Annotated in this window: 12 protein-coding genes; 4 read left to right on the forward strand and 8 right to left on the reverse strand. The window is 49.0% G+C overall.

The window, feature by feature from the left end:
- Nucleotides 1–54: 54 nt before the first annotated feature.
- The 8 genes from DWZ67_RS00280 to DWZ67_RS00315 all read right to left on the reverse strand — a co-directional run bounded on the left by DWZ67_RS00280 (nucleotide 55) and on the right by DWZ67_RS00315 (nucleotide 14,150).
- Nucleotides 55–744 carry an SGNH/GDSL hydrolase family protein gene (locus DWZ67_RS00280; RefSeq protein WP_120137943.1) on the reverse strand — a complete coding sequence of 230 codons (690 nt, stop codon included), beginning with the start codon at nucleotides 742–744 and terminating at the stop codon, nucleotides 55–57.
- 18 nt (nucleotides 745–762) lie between these two features.
- Nucleotides 763–2,127, reverse strand: coding sequence for an MGH1-like glycoside hydrolase domain-containing protein (locus tag DWZ67_RS00285; protein ID WP_120137944.1), 1,365 nt, complete (start codon nucleotides 2,125–2,127; stop codon nucleotides 763–765).
- Nucleotides 2,128–2,152: 25 nt separating this feature from the next.
- The gene (locus DWZ67_RS00290) at nucleotides 2,153–3,277 is read right to left on the reverse strand and encodes a glycerophosphodiester phosphodiesterase family protein (protein WP_243635127.1); all 1,125 of its coding nucleotides are present in this window, start codon (nucleotides 3,275–3,277) and stop codon (nucleotides 2,153–2,155) included.
- A gap of 38 nt (nucleotides 3,278–3,315) precedes the next feature.
- Nucleotides 3,316–5,181, reverse strand: a complete 1,866-nt coding sequence (locus DWZ67_RS00295; protein ID WP_044467518.1) for a beta-L-arabinofuranosidase domain-containing protein — start codon at nucleotides 5,179–5,181, stop codon at nucleotides 3,316–3,318.
- 368 nt (nucleotides 5,182–5,549) lie between these two features.
- Nucleotides 5,550–7,055 carry a RagB/SusD family nutrient uptake outer membrane protein gene (locus DWZ67_RS00300; protein WP_044467427.1) on the reverse strand — a complete coding sequence of 502 codons (1,506 nt, stop codon included), beginning with the start codon at nucleotides 7,053–7,055 and terminating at the stop codon, nucleotides 5,550–5,552.
- A 19-nt stretch (nucleotides 7,056–7,074) separates the two neighbouring features.
- A complete protein-coding gene (locus DWZ67_RS00305; protein ID WP_120137945.1) occupies nucleotides 7,075–10,293 on the reverse strand; it encodes a SusC/RagA family TonB-linked outer membrane protein in 3,219 nt (1,072 codons plus the stop codon).
- Between the two features lie 789 nt (nucleotides 10,294–11,082).
- Nucleotides 11,083–12,891, reverse strand: coding sequence for a beta-N-acetylhexosaminidase family protein (locus DWZ67_RS00310; RefSeq protein ID WP_120138124.1), 1,809 nt, complete (start codon nucleotides 12,889–12,891; stop codon nucleotides 11,083–11,085).
- A 149-nt stretch (nucleotides 12,892–13,040) separates the two neighbouring features.
- Entirely contained in the window at nucleotides 13,041–14,150 is a 1,110-nt protein-coding gene (locus DWZ67_RS00315; RefSeq protein WP_120138125.1) for a glycoside hydrolase family 43 protein, read from the reverse strand.
- 251 nt (nucleotides 14,151–14,401) lie between these two features.
- On the opposite strand from DWZ67_RS00315, the gene DWZ67_RS00320 reads away from it, so the two are divergent.
- The 4 genes from DWZ67_RS00320 to DWZ67_RS00335 are packed head-to-tail and all read left to right on the forward strand — an operon-like array spanning nucleotide 14,402 to nucleotide 23,506.
- The gene (locus tag DWZ67_RS00320; RefSeq protein ID WP_165852449.1) at nucleotides 14,402–16,219 is read left to right on the forward strand and encodes a glycoside hydrolase family 2 protein; all 1,818 of its coding nucleotides are present in this window, start codon (nucleotides 14,402–14,404) and stop codon (nucleotides 16,217–16,219) included.
- Between the two features lie 20 nt (nucleotides 16,220–16,239).
- Nucleotides 16,240–20,232, forward strand: coding sequence for a hybrid sensor histidine kinase/response regulator transcription factor (locus DWZ67_RS00325; RefSeq protein WP_133302931.1), 3,993 nt, complete (start codon nucleotides 16,240–16,242; stop codon nucleotides 20,230–20,232).
- 35 nt (nucleotides 20,233–20,267) lie between these two features.
- Nucleotides 20,268–22,034: a DUF6057 family protein gene (locus DWZ67_RS00330; protein WP_016272760.1), complete on the forward strand. Its 1,767-nt coding sequence runs from the start codon at nucleotides 20,268–20,270 to the stop codon at nucleotides 22,032–22,034.
- Between the two features lie 8 nt (nucleotides 22,035–22,042).
- Complete coding sequence (locus DWZ67_RS00335; RefSeq protein WP_120137948.1) at nucleotides 22,043–23,506, forward strand: TolB family protein; 1,464 nt, start codon at nucleotides 22,043–22,045, stop codon at nucleotides 23,504–23,506.
- Nucleotides 23,507–23,550: the final 44 nt, after the last annotated feature.

The following is a 23,550-nucleotide window of genomic DNA, read 5'->3' on the forward strand; positions in this document are numbered from 1 at the left end:
ATATCAATCAAGTCCCGAACAATGCGGCTCCCTGGCGTCACATTCAAGAAAGCATCATCGCAAAGTGTCGAATATCGCCTCGGCTATCTTTCGCATGCCTCGGTCGTCAGGGTGGGCAATAATAAACTCCTTGGTCACGGTATAAGGCTTTCCTTCCACATCATAGAGGGTATCGCCCACCTTGGGACGCGAATCATACAGACGGTCTATCCAGTCAATCGGAATAAAGGAAATACCGTGGGTACGGGCGGCATGAATAATGGCACGCTCCTTCTCGGCATCTTCCCAAAAGCAACCGGTGATGACCACCCTGCCCGCTTTCTGTTTGCAATATTCCACCAGGCGGAGAATGCCCGGACGGAACGCCTGCTTATCCTGCACATTCTCACCCAGACGAATCACGATAAGGTCTTTGCCGCGAACAGCCGAACCTATCAATGAATCAATATCGCACGTCAGATTGCGTTCCCAGTAAGCGATGTTGAGCGGGGTAACCACCGTGCCGGGATGTTCTGCGCAGAGCAGCTTCTGCAACTGGTGGCAATAGTCGTTCTCTTCCTTCGAAGCTGCCATGCCCCACTCCGAGAACCATTCGATATCAGCCTTATATTCATGCCGTGTAATGGAATTTCCCAGGCAAAGCACTTTAAGGGAAGCGCCGCCCGGTTTAGACTTCTTATTGTTTTCTCCCGAAGCGGGAAGACAGATTACGGCCATGATACAGGCCAGTAACAAATGTTTCATACTCTTGCTTGATAAAAATTAAAATTCATTCACCGTCTCTTTACCGTCCAGCCAGGCAGCCATGTTCAGCACCAGCAAGTTCCAGTTCTGGAAGCCCTTGTTGAGGATGGGCTCGCCGTTGTCGGGCATGTAATATTCGTGCAGCGCACCAAAACGCTCATAGTCGCGTCCCAGCAGCAACACGGTCTTCTCCGCCAACTCCCGGGCATCTTCCGTATAGCCGTAGCGGAGCAGTCCCCGGAAAACAAAGTAGTTGACGCATATCCATACTGGTCCTTGCCAGGAAGAAGGATTGCCGCTGGCACGCACGTCGTACATTTTCTCCAATGGAGAAAGGGAACGCACACCTGCCGCCGCATTGAACAAACGGGAATCGCGATATTGCCGTTCCACGATTTCGCGCGCCTGCTCGGGAGTGGCTATTCCTGCCCACAACGCCATGAAGCCGCTCCACACACTGAAACGTTGTATCAGGCAGTCGTAAGTACGGGGTTGTCCGGTGTGGTAATGAAAGCCCGGCGCAGCGGGCTTTTCCACCGGAAGCAGGTTAAGGTCTACACTGTAGTAGAAGCCGTCGCGAGGGTCCCAGCAATGCTTGCGGATATTTTCTTTCAGTTCCTCCGCTTCGCGGGTGAACCGATTTTCCAGATCGGGCATGCGGAGCTGTCTTGCCAGGTAAGCCATGGCAAGCAGTTCCCTATACATCAAGGCATTGAGGAAGATGGAGCCCGAGCTTCCGTGAGGACGATAGAAGGTACTGGGGTCATTGTCCACGCCAATCATTTCATCGTTTTCCCAATAGAGCAATCCGGTGGCCTTGTGGCGATGGTAGTTAAGGTACTTGCCCACAAACGTCTGCAAGTTATAAAATCCCTCACGCAGCCATTCGGCGTCACCGCCCGTCTGTTCCACTACGAAAGCAGCGTGCTGCGCCAGGACGGGTTTATGCATATTGGTCTTCCAAGGATTGATTTTCTGCAGCAACTGCCAGCGCTCTTCCGTATTGTCAAAAATGCAAATGGGAATCCATCCGTCGCCTCCGCCATAGCTGAGGAAGTTGAGAATACAGCCTTTCTCGTAGGCAATCAGTTCCTCACGGTCGTCACTGGTGCCGTTTTCCACGATGATTTGCCGCAGGGCTATGTCGCTCAGCCACGAATCCCAGTCCCACAACTGGTTGGCATACTGCCCGCTACCGGGCACGAGGAAAGGATACTTCAATGCACCGACCGGTTGCCGGTACATGCCCTTCATATTCTTATAAATATGCTGCCGGCATATCGCTTTGTATTTTTTCAGGTTGCCGGCATTCCTTTCGGGTAATTGCGCCGTCAATGAAACGCTAACCACAAGCCCGAAGCACAAAAACAGTATCTTCTTCATATATTTCAAAACACCTGTTGATTTTTCATCTTAATCCCTTCTTCTCCAAGGCTGCAATCAACTCGGCAGGCACGTCCGTCTGAATCATCCGCACAGTGGGGAATATGTCAAACAGTTCGTCAAGTTGCCTGTCATCCAGCGCATATTCGGGTATGGCCTGGTCGAGCACCCACAGCAGGCAGACGGAGGGAATCATGCCCAACTCTACCGAATCGCCCAAAGAGGGGCTTCTGCCTTCTGTGGCATACGATGTCTGTACGAAGAACGTACGCGGCAATCCCTCCAGCAACTTGTGCCCTCCTACCCAAGGATAGACGTTGGCATCCTCCACCACACCGAGCACCTCACGGGTACCCTCTTCCACGCCACTGTAGAAGAATACGGCTTCCATCATACCCGTCCGGCACACCACGTCCGCCACTTTCCCGAAGATACCTTGTCCGGTACATTTGTCGATGTCCACATACGCCCGTCCGCGTACGGCGGTCAGATACTCTTCCAATGTGGGCATCTTCTCATCGGTGGGTTTTCCGGCACGGTCTTTCAGGTTGTACTGCAGGATTTCGTCATAGGTCATGTCGGCAATCCGGCCTTGTCCGGTGGTAGTGGCGTCGATGGTCTCGTCGTGACATACCACGAGAACACCATCTTTTGTATGCCTGACGTCGCACTCCAGAATTTCAGCGCCGGCGGCCACGGCAGCCTCTATCGCACTGAGAGAATTCTCGGGAATGGTCTTGTCCTGCGTATGCGCCCGGTGGGCCATGACCCACACCTTCTTGTACGAGGGGTCTTTGAACCGCCGCATGGCAACGCTGAGCGCCGGCAAGTCGCAGACATGTATACCGGCAGTCAATGTTCCGGTTGCCGTCTGCGCCTTGATGGTGTAATCCCCCTCCTTGGCATAGGCGTGCGTCAGGAGTCCGTCGTTCCTGCCCGTTTCCACGGTTCCGTCTCCGAAATCCACCGTCATCTCCATGTCCGGAGCAACGTTGTCCAGCTTTATCTTTACTACCTCATGCAACATGGCATACTCACTTACCGATATGCGGGGTGTTTGTGTCTCTACTTCCTTTTTCGCTCCCTGGCAAGCCGTCAGAAGAACCAGCAGAAGGCCGATGCACAGATTCATTTTCTTGTTATAGCTCATATTTTATCTCTATAAAGGAATTTCTACCTGTTTTTCCATCAATATTTCCGGTAAGGTTCCGTCATCATGTGCAGGGTTTGCGGAATCCATACCTTGTAGCGGCCTTTCGGGGCCCAGTCGTTGCCCGCAGAGGCAAAGTCACAGAAGCGTACGGGCTTGGCCGTCTTGTTGGCGGCATCTTCCAGGTCGGTGCCCAGCACAGCGGGAACTTCCAACGTAATCCAGGCAAATGAACCGGACATATTCTCGTGTACTGCGGCCTGCACCACACCCCGCTCATCGCTCTTGATGACGGCACACTCATCCACATCGCCGTCGTCGAAACGGCTGTCGCGAGCAAATACCAGCGGACCGCGCACCACTGCCTGGTGGTTATGGCTCTCCACAACTTTGGTTTGAAGGTCGAATTCCAATGTCACTTCATCGCCTCGCTTCCATATACGGTCCAGGCAGAGATAACCGCCCAGGTGCAGCACTTCCTGCTCTTGCCCGTTGACAAAGGCCTTCGCCCCGTCTACCTGCGAAGGGATGCGCAAGGAGAGTTTAAAGCGTTCGTCCCTCTGCGGTTCCACTCCGATGCTTACCTTTCCGTTTACGGGATAACCGGTCTCCACCTTCAGGGCCACTGCATTCTTCCTGCCCGTCTTCACCGTAGCTTCCATCGGCACATAGAGATTGAGGAATATACCGTCTTCTTTGGTCGCCACCGCCATCTTCGGAATCAGGGCGAATCCCCGGGGACCATTGGCATTGCAGCAGTTGATGTGCATGCCGCATTGCTCCTCACCCGGCTGTCTGCGTCCTTCCAACGGACTGTACTTGGAAATCTGTCCTCCGTCGTGTTTCATCGAGGCGAACAAGGCATTGTACATCGTCCGTTCAAACTCCTCGACGTAGAGCGGATTGCCCGTGTCGCGCCACAAACGGCTGCAGAACTGCATGTAGGTGAACGTCACGCAAGTCTCCATCGTATGATAAGCCGGCAGAGTCTGCTTGTCCTTGCCTCCATACCAGCACTCGAAGGCCGCACCCGAACCGGCAATGTTTATCTCGTCGCGCCGGATACTCCCGGCCGTACGCTCGGCGGCTTCCTTGTAAAGAGGGTCGTCCAGCACACGCCCCAGTTCTATCAGACCTTCGTAGCAGGACATCATCTCGTAAGCCTTCTGCCCGTTTTCGAACGACCACCACGATGCCGGATAAGCCGAACGTCGCGATACCGGCACATCTTTCAGCGCTTTGGCTATGAGTTGCGAACTGCCCTCCCGCTCGATGCCCGCCACGATGCTTTTGGCAAAGTCGAGGTAGCGTCTCTCGCGGGTAATGTCATACAGATAGACCACCGGTTCCAGGATGGAACAACTTGCCATGCCAAAGTAATTGCCGGTACGGGCAATGTCGACGTGCTGTTCGTGCAACTGCTTCATCAGGTAATCCACCGAACGCATAGCGGTCTGCAATGCCGCCTTGTCGCCGGTCAGGCGATAGTATGCCACCAAGGCAAGTGCCGAATATTTCCTGCCCCAGATGTCCCAGTTGGTCAGCCGGGCTTCGGGACTGTAGTTGCCTATGTAGCCTTCCGGAGTCTGGGTCTGCATGAAACTCCGCACGCCGGTCTTTATCTGCTCCAGCAACGCAGGGTCCTTGCAATACTCGTAAGACGAAATGGCCCCCAGCAGCCACTTCCCAAAGAATTCGGACTGCCAAAGGCTTGTCTCCCCGCGATGACGGAAAGGCTCTACCAGATGCTCCACATCCTGCGATTTCACCCGCTGCTCGATGCAGGTATGGATGCGTCCGCCTACAAAACCGCCAATGCGGATGTCCTCTACCCTGCTCTCCTGCCCCAGAACCGGCAAAGAGGCCCAGGCACACAGTCCTAACAACAATACTCTATAATTCATCGTATATCCATATTTTGATAATATCCATAAAAAACATGCAAGTGCAAACAGTCTTTTTGTCTGAATTTATATACATGCAATCCAGCATTCCACAAACAACTAAGTATCAACCATTTACGTATTATCCTATCTCAGTCGTATACTTAGGGTATCTCAGTCGTATAGTGAGATAACCTAAGTATACGACTGAGGTACCCTCATTATACGACCTTGCCTGAAAACAATCCATCTTGTAATCTTTTTATACCTTATTCCCAAAAAAGACGAAGTGCATATAAAAAAGACAAATCTCCCCCCGCAATCTTTTCCGGAGAACAGAATACGGAAGGAGATTCTTACTGTTTGCATCCAATCATCATCCTGCCTTATCAATATCCGGGGTTTTGTTCAATCACCCCGCCCGACTCGGTAATCACTTTCGGCGGAATGGGGAACAATACCATGTGGTCCTTGGCTGCGGTACATCCGCGATTTCTGGCAAACTCGATGTATTTACCGAAGCGTATCAGGTCCTGACGACGCCAGCCTTCCATAAAGAGCTCGCGCCCTCTTTCCATCAGTAGGAATTCTTTAAACTTCTCCTTGCTGGATTGTATATCTGCCGGAATGGTATGCGTGACGCCCACACGGTCGGTAATCTGTTTCAGATAGCCCAGTGCCTTGTCCGTAGGTCCGTTCAGCTCGTTCTCTATTTCGGCCAGAGAGAGGAGTACGTCCGCATAACGGAAAGCCACGATATGCGTATTGCCACTGGCATACTTCTCCGGGGCCACCAAATACTTCACCGGAATGGCGCCCTGCTGGATACGGTCATCGCTTGCACCACCTCCTCCTGGACGGGTATAAAGTGTACCGTCCGCATCCTTATAAGAATCGGCAATCACTTCCAAACGGGCATCCGCCTTGTCATACGTGTCATAGAAATCCCATGGCATCAGATAGCCTCCCCAGCGATGAGTCGGACAAGCTTTGTGCTCGAAATTCTTGCCGAAAGTGATGCAATTGGGCGGGAAAAGATAATAAGCATACTCATTTCCGGCCAGTTCTCCACCCGGAACGGCCCATACCGTCTCATCATTCATTTCATTGGAGAAAACATCCTTATAGTCTTCAGAAAGCGTATACCCCATCGTCTTCATACTCTCGGCATAAGGTAACGCCTTGTCATATTGGTGGTCGTTCATATATGCTTTCATCAGCAGCATAGTGGCAATCCCTTTATTCACGCGACCCCAATTTTCCGTACCATTCGTTTTGTCATAAAGATACGGCAATGCCTCCTGCAAGTCGCTTACCATGCGATTGAAATAGACTTCTTTCGTAGGACGCGGCGTATAAACGATGTTGCTCAATCCCTCCGGTTCAAGCACACATGATACCGGTCCATACAAATCATAAAAGCAGAACATCAACCAAGCACGCAAAGTCTTTACCTCGGCAATCTTCTGTGCTTTTGCCGCTTCCGGCAGGCCGCCGACTTTCTCCAGCTGATCCAGAATGAATGTACAACGGGTAATATTACGGCTAATGGAGTATGTTCCGTAGGTATCCCATGCACCGGACCAATTGAATTTATAAGTCTGGTTGCTCTGGTGCATCATTTCGTCCGAAGTGAATTCCGAGTAAGCCCACCAGCCGTCACCGGAGGCGTAGATGGGCATGGTCCAACCATCGTTAGAGCCATCATACACACCACCGGAATTGGCCTTGAAATTGGCATACATGCCTATTACCAATGCATCTATGTCTTCCACCGTCTGTGGGAAGTTTGAATTTGTCAGGCTCGAAAATACTTTTTGGTCCAAGTCGCATGAGTGGAGCATCACACCCATGCACAAGGCAACCGCCCAACTGATTATCTTTTTTGTTTTCATCTCTTCTTGGTATTTTAGTTTAGAAATTAATGTTAACACCCAATACGACTGTAAACGGAATGGGGAACGGTGCGCAGTTGATTTCCATTTCCGGGTCCAGACCCTCGTAATTGGTCAGCATCAACGTATTCTGCAAATCCACGAATACGGAAGCATCCGAAGCAATCTTGTTTCTCTTCAGGAACTTCTCAGGCAGCATATAAGTCAGCTTGATATCCTTGAAACGCCAGAAGTGTACGTTCTTCAGCGTAAAGTCATGCGTACCGGTCTTGTTGTTTCCGCCAGTCACATCCGCAGCAATGCCCGGATACCAACCGGTAGGGTTGTAGGAGGTCCATACGTCTTTCACGCGTACACTGGTATTATCGTCTCCGATACCTCTGAAGTTCCAGGAGTCGTATGCTTTTTTGCCCAGCACACCATACGTATCAATATCCAGCATCCAGTTTCTGAAGCGCAGGCTGGCACCCAGACCGAAGTTGGCTTTCGGGTCCCAAGTACCCAATTTCACGATATCGCCGTCATCCATCACACCGTCACCGTTGACATCTACATACTTCAGGTTACCCGGTTTGGCATCCGGCTGAAGCACTTTGCCATTAGAGGTGTAGGCTTGTATCTCTTCCAAAGAATGGAAGATACCGTTCGTCTTCCAGCCATAAATCGGGCTGATATCATCTTTTTCATCCAACCAAGGAGAAATAGCCACTTCGGGATTGCGTTCCACCCATTTGGAACGATTGTGGGATACATTGGCATAAGCTGTCAATGTCCAGTCCTTCTTGTCTATGATAGTACCTTTCAATGCCACTTCGATACCCTTGCTTCGGGTAGAACCTACATTCTTGGCTATATTGCCCACCATGCCGGTCACAGGAAGCGGAGTGAAATTGAGCAAGTCCTTGGCTGTGCGCACGTAGTAATCTACACTACCGGTCAGACGGTCATCGAAGAATCCAAAATCGATACCGGCATTTACCGTGATGTCCGTTTCCCACTTCAAATCAGGATTACCCTGCTCCTTCTGAATAATACCCTTATGATAAACCCCGCCGAAATAGTAATAATCTCCCGACCATGCGTTGCCATACGTAGTCAGCGGATAAGTACCGCCGGTCAAGATACTTTCATTACCCGATGTACCGTAACCGGCTCTCAATTTCAGGAAACTCAAGACATCAAAGTCTTTCATGAATTTCTCTTCAGAGATAATCCATGCTGCAGAGGCACCGGGAAACCATCCCCACTTGTGATTATCGGCAAATACGGAAGAGCCGTCGTTACGGAGCGTAACTCCCAAAATGTAACGGTTCTTAAACGTATAGTTCAGACGGCCGAAGAAAGAAAGCTTGTTACGCCAAGTCTTCCACGAGCCCAAATTGGTCCTCTCAAGATCGGATGTAGAACCAATGTTGTTATTCTCATACACGTCCGTAGGGAAATTGTACCCCATCACGTTGTGAGATCTGGAAGTAGTAACGTAATATCCCGTACCCACAACTGCATTCAAGTGATGACCGTTAGCGATATCCTTGTCGAAGGTCAGATACTCTTCAATACCGTAGTTATCGTTGAATGCATTGGAGAAACCACCATAGTTATCCTCTACTTGTGCAGGCAGTTTACCTTTGGTAGAACCGAAAATCTCACGATTCTCGTCTGTCTTGTCCACACTCAACTGTACATTTGCTTTGAGCCACGGCAGGAATTTCACTTCCAGATTGGGCGAAAACATCAAACGTTTTGTCACCGTCTGGTTCTTGATATGAAACCAAGTAGCAGGGTTAGGTGTCAGAGGAGAAATAGAGGTAGTCAACTTTCCCTCCTCATCATACAGCGGCATATTTGATGGAAAGAAAATGGCTGCATTGGTCTGTACCGCTTCATTACGGTTCATCCGCGTATGTCCTGATGACGGATTGTTTGAAGACAAATGCGAATACATACTTGCCACATTCAGAGTAACGTACTTATTGAAATTGGCCTCAAAATTGAAGCGGCCGCTGAAACGCTGCAAATCACTGATTTTCAGAATAGAATTCTGATCATAGTAATTAAACGAAGCATAGAATTTAAACTTCTCCGAACCGGCATTAATGGCCACATTATGATTATGAATAAAACCGGTACGCGTAATTTCGTCCACATGGTCGTAAGTCTTTGCATTGCGTATCTCTTCAGCCGTAAACGCTTCCGCCCATCCCGATGCAGGAGCAGGTTCCGGCCCGTAAGGGAAGAAATTGCCACGATAAAGAAAATTCTCCATTCTGGAAAGGTTGACATTAGTCATATACTCTTGAGCATTAAGCACATCATAGTACTTCTTGATACCCTGCACGGAAAAAGAGCCATTGTACGAAATACGAGGCTTCCCGGCCTGACCTTTCTTAGTTGTAATCAAAATCACACCATTAGCGGCAGACGAACCGTAAATGGCAGCTGCACTGGCATCCTTCATCACGTCGATGGAAAGGATGTCATTGGGGTTCAGTGTAGCCAGCGGGCTTCGGTCGGATCCATCGTGCAAGCTCGGCAAATTTGGACCTCCGCTGGAAGCCTTGTTTCCGGTACTGCTTATCACTACCCCGTCAATGACGTAAAGCGGAGAATTCGAACCGTTGGGAGAAAGTTTTCCACGAATGTTCACACTCATTCCCGAACCGGGCTGTGCAGAGTTCTGCGTAATAGTAAGACCGGCCACCTTGCCTTGCAGCAGATTGTCGGCACTTACCGCATTGGGCGCTTCAAGCTCCTCGGACTTTACGGAAGAGATGGCACCCGTCACCGAGCGCTTCAATTGTGAACCATATCCCACAACCACCACTTCTTCCAGCAACTCGGCATCGTCCTGAAGAACGACGGTATATTCCGACTTCGAGTCTACCGGAAAAGCATATGTCTTGAAACCGATAAACGACACCTCTATCACCTGCCCTGCTCCGGCAGAAATCGTAAAGCGTCCGTCTATATCCGTTATCACACCCGACGTAGTGCCTTTCACTATCACGTTGGCACCAATGACCGGTTCACCGGTCTTGTCTTTCACCACTCCGGTCACATTCTTCTTTTGTTGTACCACTTCCGTTCCATCTGCTGGAGGATTTACTGCTTCTGCGTGTAAGCCCTGAACCGAACCGAATGAGAACAGTCCTACCATTCCCACCATCTGGAGAAAACGGCGGCCACGGTATGTTCCGTTCAGGATTGTGCTTACCAAAAGCGTTTCATGCTTTTTCATAATACGAATGTATTTAAGAATTAATTAAAAAAAATTTTGCTGCAAACTTACCTGCAAAAAAGATTAAAAAAGGATAATTGCTCTTCAAAAAAGGCAAATATCCGCTCATTCATGCGTTTTGAACAGTTTGTTTTCATCCTTCACCACCTTCACCTTTTCCCTCAACCTGCCTATCCACAAGCTTTTCCGGTGAAACCGGTTTTACCCTATGCCGCTTTCCCGATGAAACCTCTTTTCTTCGCACTTCCAATTCCCGACAACTCCAAAAACATCTGCAGTTCAAATCTGTTTCACTATAATATAACTATGTATAAATCAACAGATAATTACTGCAAAATTCTGCAATAGTTTTGCAGTAACACTGCAACCATACTTGCAGTAACGCTGCAATAGTTTTGCAGTGACGCTGCAACAGTTTTGCAGTGGCGCTGCAACTAACTTGCAGTAGCGCTGCAACCAATTTGCAATGATGCTGCAAATCGGTTACAGTGAAGTTCGCCGCCGGCAATTGACAACTCCCGAAACATAAACGCGAGAGCGAACACAGAATTAAACCGGTTTCACCGGAAAAGCCTATGAATAGAGGGATTGAAGGAAAAGGTGAAGGAAGTGAAGAATAAAAAAAACGCTTTTATTCCATTTGGTTTACTCAAGTTTCACAAGCTCACTTCCGTAGCAGACTACGAATACCTTGTCAACATAAGAAGTCGGGCTTGCGAAACTTAAAGGCAGGCTATCGTTTGCATTTTACTAAAAAAGCAATCCGAAAACGGGATTAAAAGACACCCCCTATTTACCGGTACGTTGAACCACCTCCTGATACAACCGGTCGAAAGCAGGTTTCAGATGGCAGCTTCCGGTCTTTACACCCGGCTGGAATCCGTTCTGGTTGTAAGTGGCGTCTATTTTCTTCATCAATACCTGGAGGGCCTTGGCATGAGAAGCGGCTTTCTCCAGTTCCGTCTTTTTGCCGTCACACTGTGCCGCCAACATGCACAGCACTTCTCTTCCAAATTCACCCAGCAACTTAAACTGCATCAGCCAAGGACTTATTTCCTTGATTAATGCCGGATTTTCATCGGAAGCCAGCAGCAGGTCGGCAGAAGCAATCATACGTTCGCATTCCTCGGTTACAGCCGATGCAGCGGCGACCTCCCGCTTTCCTTCGCGGCAATAAGCATCCAGCAACCGTTCCAAAGCAGGACGAATCTGTTCTGACTCTTCACGACGGAAATCATGTTCGTTCCCGCCAAGGTCGGAATTGTGTGAGGCAAAGACCTGAAGAGCTGCGGCATGGCCGGGCATCAGGTACCGGACAGCTCTTCTCCACGATGCATCACTCTTGTAGGCATCCATGTTCCAAGCATAATCGGCTATACTGAAAAGGGCGATTTTTGAAGCCTCGGCATGTTCCATAGGGTTGGATATAAAAGCACTTATATCGTCATCGATATCTGTCCCATTGCCATAGACAGCCCCCAGCAAAAGGCGGTCGCGCACATAGTCGGACACGGGGAAATTCCACCAAATGAATGCTTTGCGCTTCAACAGCGGATTGACAAACTGCATCGTAGGCTTATCAATACAAGCCACCACTTTATCGCCCGTCCACAAGATGCCTATGTCCGGATGAAGCTTGCCGCCCAGCGTCGCGAGATAACCTCCCTCGAGCTTAGTCCACAGACGGTTGTACTCCGTAGGACACATCAGCAACGGAGCAACATCCCCTTTCACTTTGACGAAGTTATGATAAATATCATTCAACAGCTCCACCTGCTTCTCCGCCGATGTCCCTTCGCCGGAAATATCATCAAAGAAAACGGCAAAGGCCCTTATCCCCAAACGATACATGCTTTCGAACTTTTCCATCAACAAATCACGGTCTTCCGTATTCCAGCGAATGTCCTTTCCCGGATGGATAGCCCAATAGAAAAGCACTTCGTTCCGCCGCGCACATTCCACCAGTTCTTTCAGCTGTTCGGCTTCCTGAGCAGGATAGGGCTTGCGCCAGTTGGGCGAACTGTGGTAAGGGTCGTCCTTAGGACCGTAAATATAGATATTCATCTTGTTGCGGCCATAGAAATCAAGCTGCGACAAGCGTGCTTCCCGGCTCCAGGGAACGCCATAGAAACCTTCCACCACACCACGGTAGGGTACGTCGGGATAATCCGTCACCTCCACCAACGGCAGTTTGGGCAATGCAATCAGTTGGACCAGCGTCTGCACACCGTAAAAAACCCCTCTACGGTCGGCACCGGCAACAACAATACCTTCCTTGTCTATCTTCAGATAATAACCCTCTGCCTGTTTAGGGATACGTGCAGCATACTTCCTCACAGACTTATCCCCCTTCATACCGATACAAACGGAAAAATCGGCAGTCACCGCAGCATCCGGAAAAAGACCGGCCAACAACTGCTCCGCCGCACTTCCCCGCAAAGTGGCTCCTACCTGCAAACTATATCTTGCAGGGATAAAAACAGAATCCTCACTTCCCACATATTTCTGCGGAGTGGGCTGGAGGTGAAAACCCTGCGCATCGGCTTCCGCCCATGAACAGAGAAACAAGATGCACAAAAGCAATACCATGTTTTTCATCAATACCATATTTTTTTAAGATTCATACTCACAGCAGAAGCACACGCAACTGCCGGATGCAAAATAAGGGCATTTTCCATGGAAAAAAGAAGAAATTCCGACCGAAAAAGGAGAATTTCCGCATCCATAAGGCAACTTCCGTGCCGATTTCAATCATCATTCGCATGTGGCGTCCCCGACGGCTTGCGCAACAGCGTATCCTGCCTTTGCGGACATCCCAGTATCGGAATACCGTCTTTGTCCCACTCCACCTTCTGCATACAGACTTCATACTTCTCTAAAGAAATGAACATATCTTCCAAGTCCTTACGCACCTTATACAGATAGTAATACTCCGTCTCGTCCGGCGAGGGTATGAAACAGACGATGCTGGGAGCATAGAGTTTATCGGTGGTGTTCGAGCTGAATACCGGAACCGGGCACTTCTTCCATGAAGCGGAATCAAGCAAATCGGCAGAAGCATCGGCCATCAGCATGCCTTCACAATAATAAGGGGTCCAACGGCCACTGGCAGCATAATAGAGCAGAATCTTGTCTTGACGAAGCGACCTGAACACCTGAGGACACTCATTCACATAAATCGGATAAGCCGTGCGGTTGCCGTCAATACCTACCCACTGGCACTCCCACTCATATTCGGGCCTCGATATCAGCACGCGCTCCGAAGACAAAGTCCAGGGATTCTCCATTTCGGCAATATAGATACACTGGTTTTCTTCATAAACCCTGCGGGAAGGCCAGCCGCACCACACCAGATACAAACGGCCGTCCTGCTGGAATACCGTAGAGAACATGGCCACATGATTCTCCTTATCGGTGTCAATGCGCCCTTTCAGCCTGAACGTACCCTTCAGCGGATCGGGCGAATCATTCTCCAGCACATAGATACAACGATTATCCAGGTTATTGTCATTCCCGGTGAAATAAACATACCATTTGGAATCAATGTAGTGCAATTCGGCATCATCTATGTTTCCGACAGAAGGATCGGCAGAACTCCACACATTCTTGAATTCTTTCTCCTTGAGCAAAGTGGCATCCTCAGCCGCACGCAGGTATATACCCGACATCCACCCCTGGATGCAATAATACATACCGTGATGAAACAAGACATGACACCCCAGAAAACCGGTAGAAATAGGATTGACATAGCACTGCAAAGAGTCTACTCCGTCCACGTTTTCAGAACGCTTTCCCGAATGGCAGGAACTGAACCACCCGACAAGCAAACAAAGAAAAGCACACTTGATTCTCACCATACGGAAATCATTTAATTTAAGGTATATATACTCAAACAGAAATATCCTGCGACTATTTCCGTTTGGCTCCAAATCTTCCAAAGCCGTCGCAAAGTAATGGATTTTATTCTTAAGAAAAAGCAGCTGAAACAAAATTCGCCTTTTTTGGTCAGTTTTTATCCTTTCATAAAGACGAATTGGAGCACCTTTGCCCAAATTCCGCACGACAGACGGAAACAACTATAATTTATAAACAACAGATTGTTATGAGAATGAAAAAATTGGCGTTAGCATGTGCTTTGGCATTAGGCCTGCAAGCCCCCTCCCTCGCCCAATGGAAACCGGCAGGCGACAGAATAAAGACGGAATGGGGAGAGAAACTGGACCCTGCCAACGTTCTGCCGGAATATCCGCGCCCGATGATGGAACGAAAAGAATGGAAAAACCTGAACGGACTGTGGGACTATGCCATCCGCCCGTGTGGAGAAGCAGAACCGAAAACCTACGACGGCGAGATATTGGTGCCCTTCGCCGTAGAATCATCGCTATCAGGAGTAGGCGTGCACTTGGAAGACAGTCAGGAATTGTGGTATACACGGCAATTTGAAGTACCTGCCGGATGGAAAGGGAAAAGAGTACTGCTGCATTTCGGTGCCGTAGACTGGAGAGCCCATGTGTGGGTGAACAACACCAGCGTAGGCAAGCACGAAGGTGGTTATACCCCTTTCTGCTTCGACATCACCGATGCACTGCAAAAAGGAAGCAACAAACTGACCGTACGTGTATGGGACCCCACCAACAATGGTCCGCAACCCGTAGGAAAACAAGCCAACCGCCCGCAAGGCATCTGGTATACAGCCGTCTCAGGCATCTGGCAGACTGTGTGGCTCGAACCGGTAAACGAAAACCATATAGCCTCCATGAAAATCACACCCGACATCGACCTCAACCGGCTGCGGATTGAAGCCCGGACCGGTGAAGGCGAATGGAAAAAAGGATACCGTCTGGAAGCGGAAGTATATGACAACGGCAAACTTGTAGCCTCGGGAGCAGCCATCCGTGGGGAGGCCATAGACATCACCATACCCGGAGAAGTAAAGCTGTGGTCGCCCGACACACCTTTCTTATATACACTCAAAGTACGTCTGAAACAAAACAGCACGGAAACGGATGCGGTGGACAGCTATGCAGCCATGAGAAAGTTCTCGTCCAAGCGCGACGCAAGCGGTGTGATGAGAATGCAACTGAACAACCGCGACCTGTTCCAGTTCGGCCCGCTGGACCAGGGCTGGTGGCCCGACGGCCTCTATACCGCCCCCACGGACGAGGCTCTGATTTACGACATACAGAAGACGAAAGACTTCGGCTTCAACATGATTCGCAAGCATGTAAAAGTGGAACCCGCACGCTGGTACGCACACTGTGACCGGATAGGCATCATCGTATGGCAAGACATGCCCAACGGCGACAAAATGCACGAATGGAACCAACGTGACTACTTCACCGGTGCCGACCTGACCCGCACTCCGCAATCGGAAGCCATTTACTTCAAGGAATGGAAAGAGATTATGGATTACCTCTACTCCTACCCCTGCATCGGCGTATGGGTACCCTTCAATGAGGGATGGGGACAGTTTAAAACAGAAGAAACAGCCAACCTGACCAAACAATATGACGGCACCCGACTGGTGAACGCTGCCAGCGGTGGCAACCATTATACATGCGGTGACATGCTGGACATACACAGCTATCCGGGTCCCGAACCGTTTCTGTATGATGCCCGACGGGCCAACGTGATAGGAGAATACGGCGGTATAGGCTATGTAGTGAAAGGGCACGTATGGGAGGCCGACCGCAACTGGGGATATATCCGGTTCAATACCTCAAAAGAAGTAACCGACGAATACGTGAAATATGCGCAAGAATTGAAGAAACTCGCCCTGAAAGGTTTCACCGGTGCGGTATATACACAGACCTCGGACGTAGAAATCGAAGTGAACGGCCTGATGACGTATGACCGTAAAGTAATTAAAGTGGACGAAAAGCGTATCAGGGAAATCAACCTGGAAATTTGCAATTCTCTCAAATAAATTCTATTTTCGCCATCACTATGAAAAGACTGTTTCTCATATTGTGCTTTCTTATCGGAATATCCGGTTATCCGGCCACTGCTGCCGAAATATTATCGGTAAGGAGGCTCAATGTGGAAAACGGTCTTTCATACAATACCGCCACTTGTTGCCTGCAAGACAGCTACGGCTTCATCTGGATCGGTACGGAAAACGGCCTGAACCGCTACGACGGCTGCAACAATCGGATATACCGCAGCAGCAACCATAAGCACTCCTTGGGCAACAGCCACATAAAAACACTTGCAGAACTAGACCAAGAGTTGTGGGTAGGAACCGAAAACGGCATCTATATCTACCGCCATGCCTCGGATGATTTCTCACACTTCGACATCACCACACAATTCGGCGTCATCATCAGCAGCGAAATACGAAAAATAGTCAAGACACACAACGGCCTCATGTGGATAGCCACCATAGGCCAAGGGCTCTTTATCTACAATCCCCAAACAAACACAATGAAACAGGATTGCGTATGGAACTCCTTCATCAACGACATCTGCGAAGACGAGGACGGCCGTGTCTATGTACTTTCGCGCCAGAAAGGATTGATGATATATGATGAAGACGGAAACCGGAAACCCGCCGACACCCCCTTGGCCGAAATTGCCGAAGGCACCGGAATAAACTTCCTGCAATGTATCGGCGGCAACCTCTGGTTCAACCAAGGCAGCAAGCTGTACTGCTACCAGAAACTGCTGGGAAAAACCGAAGTGTATGAAACAAACGGAAAACGGTTCGGAACCATCTTCTGCCTCATCAAGTATAGAGAGAAAAGCCTGCTGATAGGAACAGACAAAGGAATTTTTGCCCTGCAACTGCCACAATGCACCTTCGAAGAAATCAATCTGCCCACCAGCTTCCTGAACATCAAGCAACCGCATATCAATGACCTTATGTGCGACAACGAGGGCAACTTCTGGATAATGACCAACTACAATGGAGTGGAAATCATCAACAACCAGCTGAAACGCTTTGAATTTTATACCATTCCCACCACAAACACACAACCGGAAACCGGAAGGACTGAAATAAGAGCCTTCTATGAAGACAATCAGAAGAAAATATGGCTGGGCACCGATAAAGGCTTGTGGATATTCGACCCTGCCAGCAAGAACCTCGAAGAATACCGACCTGAAAACATGCCGCCACACCGGCCTGACATCTGCTGCCTGCTGCCAAGCAAGGAAGATCTGTGGATAGGTACTTACAAAGAGGGCATCTACAGACTGAACATGAACACCGGAAAATGGAAAAACTACCGCCACTCACAACAAACGCCACATACAATACCCAGCAACGACGTATTAAGTCTGTATCAAGGACATGATGGAACCATATACGTAGGCACAAATATCGGCCTATGCCGATACCGTGCAGAAACTGACAATTTTCTGCCTATCATCCAAGTGGGGGCAATGACAGCGGTAACGGACATTCTGGAAGATTCACATCAACACCTCTGGATAGCCACCTCAAACAGCGGGGTTTTCAAGATGATAAACCTCAATGCGGAAAGCACTGTGTGGAATCATTATAAAAAGACAAATCAGAATACCAACAGCATTATCAGCAATTCCATCACAAGTCTGTTCGAAGACAAAGACGACCGGATGTGGTTCGGCACCAATGAATCGGGCATATGCCGTTTTTCCGAAGCAACCGGACATTTCTCAACCCTTCTTCCCGGCAGCCGGACACCGCTGACCGGCAACATGGCATGTGCCATCAGGCAAGACCGCGACGGAGATTTATGGGTGTCGAGCAATAACGGTATTTACCAGATTCCCCAAGATAACCGAAAAGATATCAGGCAGTTCACGATGAACGATGGCCTGCAAAGCAATCAATTCCTGCCCAAGGCATCGCTGCTCTCTTCAGACAACAAACTCTATTTCGGCGGTATCAACGGATTCAATATCCTGACCCCCGAAGACATTAAGAACAATCCATATATTCCTCCCGTATACATCATGGAGATAGGCTTCCCCCACATGAGCGACAAGGAGGGACAAACCGACTTTGGCAATGCACTCTATATGCGGAAAGAAATACGGTTGCCGTACGAATACAACACTTTTTCCCTACGGTTCGTGGCCCTCAGCTATGAAGAGCCGCTTAAAAACCAGTACAAATACCGCCTGAAGGGTGCCGACAAAGAATGGATTGCCAATACCTCCAGCCACTCGGCGTCCTACACTCACCTGCCGCCCGGAGAATATGAATTCCAAGTGAAAGGAGCCAATAATGACGGCTTGTGGAACGACCGGACGGCTTCGCTGCGCATCATCATCACTCCCCCGTGGTGGCTGAGCATACCGGCCTACATAACTTATGCGCTGGCACTCTTTTTCATCATCGGATATATCACCTATCGCTGGAGGATGCACGTCAAACGCAAGTACCATCAAATGATGGAAGACTTCCGCATCACACAAGACAAGGAAATCTACAAACAGAAGATAAGTTTCTTCATCAATCTGGTACATGAAATACGTACCCCACTCAGTCTGATATGCCTGCCACTAGAGAAATTGCGCGACGGGAAGATAGAGGAACATGGCAAACATCTCACCCTGATTGAGAAAAACGTCAGCTATCTGCTCGAAATCACCAACCAGCTTCTTGATTTTCAAAAGATAGAGAACAAAAAAATGAAGCTCGACCTGAAAAGACATGATATAAATGCAATCATAAAAGACATCGCCGAACAATTTAAAGATGCGGCATCCATCAAAGGCCTTGAGCTCTTCGTCAGCCTACCTGCACCCGAAATGGAAGCCATAGTTGACAATGACATCATCCGTAAAATCATGGTCAACCTGATGAGCAATGCACTGAAGTATGCCGCATCAATGATTGAACTGAGCCTGAAGGAATCTGACGGGCACATTGTCATTTGTGTCAGCAACGACGGTCCCCGGATTCCCGAAGGACAAAAGGAAAAGATATTCCAAATCTTCTATCAAATACCGGATGATAAAAAACAAATGCCAGGAACCGGTATCGGACTTGCTTTCTCCAAATCACTGGCAGAATCCCACCAAGGCACTCTGTCCGTAGAGAACCTGCCGTCGAGCGGATGTTCGTTCATCCTCTCACTACCCCTGAAGAGAGCTACGGAAAAACTTCCGGAAACGGAAAGCCATCCGGAAAGCGAAGGGTTTGAACCGGACCTGCCCCAGACAAAGAACAAACGCCACACCGTGCTGATTGTAGAAGACAACATCGAATTGCAGAATGAAATACGGGAAGCACTGGAACAATGGTATAAGGTATATACTGCCGGCAACGGAAAGGAAGCGCTGGAAAAACTTGAAACGAATGATGCCACAGACGTTATCGTCAGCGACGTCATGATGCCCGAGATGGACGGTATAGAGATGTGCCGCCACATCAAGACGAACCTTACTTACTCACACATCCCCATCATCCTATTGACAGCCAAGACCAATCTGGAATCAAAGACAGAAGGCATGGAGAACGGTGCGGAGGTATATATGGAAAAGCCGTTCAGCATCAAGCAACTGCACAACCAGATAGAAAATCTGCTGAAATTGCGTTTGGCCTTCCACGAGCTGATGCTCCGTTCGGCAGGAACCACACACGAAACGCCTATATCGGAATATATTCAGTCCGAATGCGACATCACCTTCATGAAAGAGGTGGATACTGCCCTTACAAAACATCTGGACGAGGAAAGTTTCTCCGTAGACAATCTGGCCGATGCCATGAATATGAGCCGCACGAATTTCTACCGGAAATTAAAAATGCTGACCGGAATGGCTCCCAATATCTATATCAAGAACTTCAGGCTCAACCAGGCAGCCGAACTGCTTGCCCAGAACATGCGCATCAACGAAGTGATGTTGCGCGTAGGATTCATGGCCCCATCCTACTTTGCCAAATGCTTCAAAGCCAAATTCGGCAAACTGCCCAAAGAATATCAAAACACCATCAACAAGCAAGAATGAGGAATCTGCTTGTGAAAAAACAAATATACATTGATATGAAACCACTATCACAGAAGCTCCGGAAAACCGGCTTATCCCTCCTTTGGGGCACAACAGTGTGGCTGTTCTGGAGGATAGTCTATCCGGGCCACCTCCAATACCACGAGCAATACCAACTTTTTTTGTTCGACATGGAATATTGGAAAGAAAGAATCGCCATCCCCGGCGGAATGGCCGACTATATAAGCGAATTCCTGGTGCAGTTTTATTATCATACGTGGATGGGTGCCACTATGCTGGCACTCTTGTTCATAGGGCTGCAACTCCTGACATGGAAATTAGCAAAAAGACAAGGAACACCGGAAGTGTATTACCCGTTGAGTTTCCTACCGGCAATAGCCGTATGGCACTTTATGTGTGACGAAAACGCCATGTTGTCGTTTGTGGTGGCCCTGCTGATGACATTGGTTGCCAACTATTTCTACACCTTCCTGCACACCAAATGGAAACGTGCGATGTACGTGCTGGTATGTTTCCCTGTCCTTCTTTGGATGGCGGGAGCAACACATCTCATCTTTATGGGCTGGATTATCATCAGCGAACTGCACACCTGCTTCAAAAAAAGGAAATTCCTCCAAGGAATCGGAATCGTGGTAGGGATGTTCGCATTGAAAGCCACCTGCACGCTATTGATAAGCATGCAAGTGCAGAACCCCATCTACCAGCTAAGCGGATTTCTCGGCTACTACCGTTTCCCTGCGGTGATTCCCCGGATGGAAATGACAATCATCCTTCTGTTCACCGTGCTCCCCTATCTGCTGGCCCGGCTCCCCCGGACGCACAAGCATGTATCTCTATATATGGCCTTACAGAGCATGGCATTAGTAGCAATAAGTTATCCCTATATTCTTTCAAGCTGCAATTTTGATAAGGAAGAGGCAATGGAGTACAATCAATTGGCAAGAAACCGGCAGTGGAACCAAATCATAGGAAAAGCGGAAAACAAGTCCCCGGTTTCCCCGCTCAGCGTAACTTGCCTGAATCTGGCTCTGAGCAAGACCGGACAACTGGGCAACCGAATGTTCGAGTTCTACCAGAATGGGACGGAAGGCCTGATAGCCAAGTTCCAGCGAAACTTCGTCACTCCGCTTCCTACGGGCGAAGTATTATACCATCTGGGGATGATTAACGACGCACAGCGTTTTGCCTTCGAAGCCATGGAAGCCATTCCCAACTTCCGCAAAAGCGGGCGCTGCCTCAAACGGCTGGCCGAAACAAACCTGATTAACGGACAGTATGAAGTGGCGGCCAAATACCTGCGTATTTTAAGCAAGACACTGTTTTATAAAGACTGGGCAAAAAACACGATGACCTATCTATACAATGAAGAGAAAATCGACGCACACCCGGAATGGGGACGGTTGAGACAAATGCGGTATACAGAGAACTTCCTGTCCGGAAGCCACGAAACGGATATCCTGCTGGCACGCTTGTATGAACAAAACCCGCAGAACCGGACGGCTCTTGAATACCTGCTGGCATATACACTGCAAAAACGCGACCTGAAAGGCTTCATGAATTACTATCCTTCAGACGCAAATATCAATCATGAACCCATTCCGCGCAGTTACCAGGAAGCGCTGGCATATATATGGGGACAGACTCACAAGGATTTCCGGGACATACCTTGGAAACTGTCTCCGCAAGTAATGCAGGATTGCAAAGATTTCATGCGGATTTACACATCACAACCGAATGGGCGGCAAATACTGCAAACTCTGTATACCGGCACATTCTGGCATTATCTGTTATTTCAAAAATAGGATAAAGAATGAAGAAGCATTTGATTTGCATACTATCGGTATGGTTGCTGACAACCTGCAGCCATCCGGTAAACAATCCGGAGAAGACGGAAGAATGGCCGGAAATCTATCCCGACTACATAGGAGTGACAATACCCGCCACCATTGCTCCGATGAATTTCGACTACATCGGCGGAAAACACGACCGCATAGACGTAATCGTAACGGGAAGCAAATTCGGAGAAATACACGTAAATGCCCGGACAGCCTCCTTTCCGGAGGACGAATGGCACAAACTCCTGGAATCCAACAAGGGAGACAGTCTGTTGTTTACAGTATCTGTCAAGAACGAAAACAAATGGAAGCAGTACCGCCCTTTCTCCATGTATGTCAGTGACGCTCCCATAGACTATGGAGTGGTATACCGCAAAGTCATTCCGGGATATGAAGTATATAGCAAAATGGGTATTTACGAACGGAACCTTTCATCCTTTGAAGAACGCGTTTTGCTGGAAAATGCGATGGTACCGGGCATGTGCCTGAACTGCCATGCCTTCAACCGGACAAATCCCGGTCACCTAAGTCTGCATATACGCGGACAGCACGGTGCAACCCTCATGCAGATAGAGGGAAACCGCGAACTTCTGGATACCAAGACAGATTCCACACTCTCCGCTTGTGTCTATCCCTATTGGCATCCGGAAGGAAAATACATAGCCTATTCGGTAAACCGGACCACACAGTCCTTCCACACAGCCAAGGTTGAACGCATCGAAGTGATGGACATGGCCTCGGACATATTAGTATACCAACCGGAAACGCACGAACTGCTGCTTTCTCCCCTACTGCAGAAAAAAGAAGTTTTTGAAACCTTCCCCGCATTCTCGGCAGATGGAAAGAAACTGTATTTCTGCTCGGCAGCGGGTAAACCGATGCCCGAGAAATACGATGAGATACGCTATAGCCTTTGCTGCATAGACTTCAATCCGGACAACGGCACGTTCGGTGAACGGGTAGACACGCTGATAAATGCAGAAGACCTGAAAAAGAGCGTTTCCTTTCCACGTCCTTCATACGACGGGAAATACATCATGTTCACATTATCCGACTATGGGAACTTCTCCATCTGGCACAAGGAAGCAGACCTATGGCTGCTGAACCTGCAGGACGGTACCATGCACGCCATTGAAGAAGCAAACAGCACCAATACGGAAAGCTACCACAGCTGGAGCAGCAACTCACGCTGGTTCATATTCAGCAGCCGACGTGACGACGGGCTATATACCCGCCTCTATCTGGCATACATAGAACCGGACGGCCGCGTATGCAAACCTTTCATGTTGCCTCAGGAGAAACCGCTGGAATATTACGATTGGCTGATTTACTCTTACAATGTACCAGAGTTTACAAACAAACCGATACAGCCGGAACCCCGTAAGATAGAAAATGAAATCGTATCAAATAAGCGTGTAAAGGTAAAAATACGTAAATAGCGGTATTACCATTATTGACTGGAATGCAAAACAAGGGCCTCCAG

Source organism: Bacteroides sp. AF34-31BH (genome assembly GCF_003602795.1).
In the GTDB taxonomy this organism is placed as follows: domain Bacteria; phylum Bacteroidota; class Bacteroidia; order Bacteroidales; family Bacteroidaceae; genus Bacteroides; species Bacteroides uniformis.

Excerpts from the sequence above, each read along its gene's own strand:
- DWZ67_RS00280 (WP_120137943.1), bottom strand. The coding sequence starts at position 744 with ATGAAACATTTGTTACTGGCCTGTATCATGGCCGTAATCTGTCTTCCC.
- DWZ67_RS00285 (WP_120137944.1), bottom strand. The coding sequence starts at position 2,127 with ATGAAGAAGATACTGTTTTTGTGCTTCGGGCTTGTGGTTAGCGTTTCA.
- DWZ67_RS00290 (WP_243635127.1), bottom strand. The coding sequence starts at position 3,277 with ATGAGCTATAACAAGAAAATGAATCTGTGCATCGGCCTTCTGCTGGTT.
- DWZ67_RS00295 (WP_044467518.1), bottom strand. The coding sequence starts at position 5,181 with ATGAATTATAGAGTATTGTTGTTAGGACTGTGTGCCTGGGCCTCTTTG.
- DWZ67_RS00300 (WP_044467427.1), bottom strand. The coding sequence starts at position 7,055 with ATGAAAACAAAAAAGATAATCAGTTGGGCGGTTGCCTTGTGCATGGGT.
- DWZ67_RS00305 (WP_120137945.1), bottom strand. The coding sequence starts at position 10,293 with ATGAAAAAGCATGAAACGCTTTTGGTAAGCACAATCCTGAACGGAACA.
- DWZ67_RS00310 (WP_120138124.1), bottom strand. The coding sequence starts at position 12,891 with ATGAAAAACATGGTATTGCTTTTGTGCATCTTGTTTCTCTGTTCATGG.
- DWZ67_RS00315 (WP_120138125.1), bottom strand. The coding sequence starts at position 14,150 with ATGGTGAGAATCAAGTGTGCTTTTCTTTGTTTGCTTGTCGGGTGGTTC.
- DWZ67_RS00320 (WP_165852449.1), top strand. The coding sequence starts at position 14,402 with ATGAAAAAATTGGCGTTAGCATGTGCTTTGGCATTAGGCCTGCAAGCC.
- DWZ67_RS00325 (WP_133302931.1), top strand. The coding sequence starts at position 16,240 with ATGAAAAGACTGTTTCTCATATTGTGCTTTCTTATCGGAATATCCGGT.
- DWZ67_RS00330 (WP_016272760.1), top strand. The coding sequence starts at position 20,268 with ATGAAACCACTATCACAGAAGCTCCGGAAAACCGGCTTATCCCTCCTT.
- DWZ67_RS00335 (WP_120137948.1), top strand. The coding sequence starts at position 22,043 with ATGAAGAAGCATTTGATTTGCATACTATCGGTATGGTTGCTGACAACC.